The 4,288-nt window shown below is 66.9% G+C and carries 5 protein-coding genes; 4 read left to right on the plus strand and 1 reads right to left on the minus strand.

All coding sequences use genetic code 11. The features are described 5' to 3' along the window. Window positions 1–186: 186 nt before the first annotated feature. Window positions 187–1,965 (minus strand): acetolactate synthase 3 catalytic subunit, encoded by a 1,779-nt coding sequence (locus AC1D15_RS19860; protein ID WP_477827330.1) that lies wholly within the window; start codon window positions 1,963–1,965, stop codon window positions 187–189. Between the two features lie 255 nt (window positions 1,966–2,220). Here AC1D15_RS19860 and AC1D15_RS19865 point away from each other — a divergent pair, with 255 nt between their 5' ends. From AC1D15_RS19865 to AC1D15_RS19880, 4 genes are all read left to right on the plus strand, one after another. Next, window positions 2,221–2,787, plus strand: a complete 567-nt coding sequence (locus tag AC1D15_RS19865; protein WP_465112487.1) for an RNA polymerase sigma factor — start codon at window positions 2,221–2,223, stop codon at window positions 2,785–2,787. Beyond that, window positions 2,784–3,218, plus strand: coding sequence for a DUF3619 family protein (locus tag AC1D15_RS19870; protein ID WP_465112486.1), 435 nt, complete (start codon window positions 2,784–2,786; stop codon window positions 3,216–3,218). The genes AC1D15_RS19865 and AC1D15_RS19870 overlap by 4 nt, the downstream gene beginning before the upstream one ends. A gap of 11 nt (window positions 3,219–3,229) precedes the next feature. Further along, entirely contained in the window at window positions 3,230–4,006 is a 777-nt protein-coding gene (locus AC1D15_RS19875; protein ID WP_477827331.1) for a DUF3106 domain-containing protein, read from the plus strand. Continuing rightward, window positions 4,003–4,288: RDD family protein (locus tag AC1D15_RS19880; protein WP_477827332.1), on the plus strand; the 286-nt coding region annotated here is incomplete at its 3' end. The genes AC1D15_RS19875 and AC1D15_RS19880, both read left to right, overlap by 4 nt.

Consider the following 4,288-nt stretch of genomic DNA (forward strand, 5'->3'; position numbering starts at 1 on the left):
AGGCAATGATGTGTTTCATGGTCGTTGGAGCGCGCTCTTCAGCCCGGCGGCGGTAACCGACGGTCCTTGGCCACGCTGTGTCGATGATGGAAAGTTGAAACCCTCGATGGCCGAAGCGGCGATCGCGCATTCCACCGGCGGTCGACGGCGCGCGGTAACGCGCCGCCCTGGCCGGTGTTCAGCGCGTCACAGGTCTTCGGACCCCAGCAGCATCTCGCTGATGCCCTTGCCGGCCTGGACCATCGGCCAGACGTTCTCGGTCGGATCGGTGCGAATGTCGAGGAACACCGTCCGGTCCTTCAGCCGGATGGCCTCGCGCAGCGCCGGCTCCACGTCAGACGGCTTCTCGACCAGCAGGCCGACATGGCCATAGGCCTCGGCCAGCTTGACGAAATTGGRCAGCGCGTCCATGTAGCTGTGCGAGTAGCGGCCGCCGTAGTCGAGTTCCTGCCACTGCCGCACCATGCCGAGGTAGCGGTTGTTCAGCGACACGATCTTGACCGGCGTCTTGTACTGCAGGCAGGTCGACAGCTCCTGGATGCACATCTGGATCGAGCCTTCGCCGGTGATGCAGAACACATCCGCATCGGGCTTCGCGAGCTTGATGCCCATCGCGTACGGCAGCCCGACGCCCATCGTGCCCAGGCCGCCGGAATTGATCCAGCGGCGCGGCTCGTCGAACCGGTAGAACTGCGCGGCCCACATCTGGTGCTGGCCGACATCGGACGTGATGTAGGTGTCGCGATCCTTCGTCAGCTCCCAGAGCTTCTCGACGACGGACTGCGGCTTGATGACCTCGGTGCTGTGCTTGTACGACAGGCAGTCGCGCTTGCGCCACTCGTTGATCTGGGTCCACCAGGCCGACAGCGCCGGCGCGTCGGGACGGGCCTGGCCCTCGCGGATCTGGGCGATCAGCTCCTGCAGCACGTCCTTCACGTCGCCGACGATCGGGATGTCGACCTTGACGCGCTTCGAGATCGACGACGGATCGATGTCGATGTGGACGATCTTGCGCTCGACCGACGCGAAGTGCTTCGGGTTGCCGATGACGCGGTCGTCGAAGCGCGCACCGACGGCCAGCAGGACGTCGCAGTTCTGCATCGTCATGTTGGCTTCGTAGGTGCCGTGCATGCCGAGCATGCCGAGGAACTTCGGGTCGCTGGACGGGAACGAGCCCAGCCCCATCAGCGTGTTGGTGACCGGGTAGCCGAGCAGGTTGACCAGCTCGCGCAGTTCGGCCGACGCACTGCCCAGCACCACGCCGCCGCCGGTGTAGATATAAGGCCGCCTGGCCGCCAGCAGCAGTTGCACCGCCTTGCGGATCTGCCCGCCATGGCCCTTGCGGACCGGGTTGTACGAGCGCATCTCGACGCTCTGCGGGTAGTGGAACGGGGTCGTCTTCTGCGACACGTCCTTCGGGATGTCGACCACGACCGGGCCGGGACGGCCGGTGCGGGCGATGTGGAACGCCTTCTTGAGCGTCATCGCGAGGTCGCGCACGTCCTTCACGAGGAAGTTGTGCTTGACGATCGGCCGGGTGATGCCGACGGTGTCGCATTCCTGGAAGGCATCGAGGCCGATCGCCGGCGTCGGAACCTGCCCGGTGATGATCACCATCGGAATCGAATCCATGTAGGCGGTCGCGATGCCGGTGATGGCATTCGTGACGCCCGGCCCCGAGGTGACCAGCGCGACGCCGACATTGCCGGTGGCGCGGGCATAGCCGTCGGCCGCATGGACCGCCGCCTGTTCATGGCGGACCAGCACGTGCTCGATGGTGTCCTGCTTGTACAGCGCGTCGTAGATGTAGAGGACGGCGCCGCCAGGGTAGCCCCAAAGGAACTTGACGTTCTCGGCCTGGAGGCAGCGGACGAGGATTTCGGAGCCGTTCGGCTCGGCGGAGGGAGAGGAAGGGTGCGGTTGTGCCGAAGCGGCACGCTTGATTTCCGCGGCAGACATGTCCATGTTGAACCTTTGTGAATTTCTCTGACGAAAAACCATCGGTGCACCTTTCCCAGCCCTCGTGAGGCGGGTGTGGTACCTGCGCGGCCAGAAACTGCAACGCCCGCGGTCGGGCAGCTGAGTCAAGACCGAATGTTGTGCAACGGGCGATTATGGCACCGGTTTGCAGCGATCTCCGGCGAAAGGGACGCCCGGCCGGGTAGCGGTGAGATAATCCGCCCCGTTTTGGCAGGCTGCCCGGCCCGAGGCGCACCCCCCTTGGCATCTGAAAAAGAACTCTCCGATTTCCTCAAGAGCGTCGAGAAGCGTGCCTTCAAGCGCGCGGTGTACGCCGTGCGGGATGACGATGCGGCCCTCGACATCGTCCAGGATTCGATGATCCGGCTGGCCGAGAAATACTTCGACCGCCCTGCCGAGGAATTGCCGCTGGTGTTCCAGCGCATCCTGTCGAATGCGACGATGGACTGGTTCCGGCGCCAGAAGGTGCGCAATGCCGTCGTGCGGAATTTTTCCGAGTTCGAATCCGCCAGCGACGACGGGGATTTCGATTTGCTGGAAACTCTGGCGGTCCAGGACGACTCCACCGCCACTGAAAGCGCTGCCGATTCGGTGTCCCGGGCCCAGATCCTGCTGGCGATCGAAGCGCAGGTGGCCCAGCTTCCGACGCGTCAACGGGAAGCCTTTCTGCTGCGTTACTGGGAGGAACTCGATGTTGCCGAGACGGCCGCCGTGATGGGGTGCTCGGAAGGAAGCGTGAAGACCCATTGCTCGCGTGCCGTGCATGCGCTGGCCAACGCCCTCAAGTCGAAGGGGATCCAACTATGAACAGCCGCCAAAATTCCGCACCGCGCACCGCCGCCGAACTGGACGCCCTCCAGACCCGCTTCGCCCTTCGCCTGTCCGCCCGCCTGACCGAGCAATCCCAGGCCGTCTCCCCCGACATCTCCGAACGCCTGCGCTTCGCGCGCGAGCAGGCGCTCGAGCGTGCCCGCACGAAGCTGGTGGCCGAGACGGCCGGCTCGGTCTCCCGTTCCGGCCCGTCGCTTGCCCTGCTGGGCGGCTGGGGCGTCAAGATCGCCTCGGTGCTGCCGCTGGTCGTGCTGGCCGCCGGCCTGATCCTGATCCAGCGCTGGCACAGCAGCTCGCAGATTTCGGCCGCAGCTGAAATCGACGCCAGCTTGCTGTCCGACGACGTGCCGCCGGACGCCTACAGCGATCCCGGCTTCGTGGAATTCCTGAAGACCCCTCGCGATTGATCGGGGCGCTCGTGACTCGACGCCTCGACAAAGACCATGCCGCACCCGCGCTGCGCAGCCGCTTCGTGCCGCTGCTGGCCGGTGCGCTGCTGGCCTGCGCAGGCTTGGCGTGGTCGCAGCAAGCGCCCGCCGGAAACGGAAGCGGCCCCGCCTGGTCGACGCTGACGCCGGCGCAGCAGCACGCGCTGCGCCCGCTGGAGCGGGACTGGGCCGGCATCGATGCCCCACGCCGCCGCAAGTGGGTCGAGATCTCGGAGCGCTTCGCCACGCTGCCGCCGGCCGAGCAGGCACGCGTGCAGTCGCGGATGGCCGAGTGGGCCAAGCTGACGCCGAAGGAGCGCGCCGAGGCCCGGCTGAACTTCAAGGAAGCCCAGCAGGTCGCGCCGCAGGACCGCAAGTCCCAGTGGGAAGCCTACAAGGCCCTGCCGCCCGACCAGCGCAAGCAGCTGGCCRAACGCGCCGAGCACAAGCCCGCACCGGCCAAGGGCAACAAGGAACCTGACGGCAACGCATCCGACGCGAAGTCGAGCATCGTGCCGAACACCGCCTATGCCGCCCGCCCGAAGGCCGTGGCCCCCACCGTCGCGCAGGCGCAGCCGGGCGCGACGACCAACCTGATCTCCAAGCGCCCGACCCCGCCGACCCACCAGCAAACCGGCCTGCCGAAGATCGCGACGGCACCCGGGCTCGTCGACAGCGCCACCCTGCTGCCCAAGCGCGGACCGCAGGCCGCGGCGACCCGCTCGGTCCCCGCGTCGGCGCCTGCCAGCGGCAAGCCCCACCGATGAGTTCAACGCCGGCGCTGGCCGACGCGCCGCTGCGCGCGCCCAGCCTGAAGCGCYGCATGGCCTGCTTCGTCTACGAAGCGCTGATCCTGTTCGGCATCGGGCTGATCCCCGGCGCGATCGGCGCCCTCTTCGTCGCCGTCAGCGGCCGCGAGCACGGCGTGGAACTGCGCTACATCGCCTTCATCATCTACGGCCTGTACTTCACCTGGTTCTGGTCGCGCCGCGGCCAGACGCTGCCGATGCAGACCTGGCGCATCCGCGTCGTCACGGCCGACGGTGCGC

It is taken from the genome of Rhizobacter sp. P2_H2 (assembly GCF_056403375.1).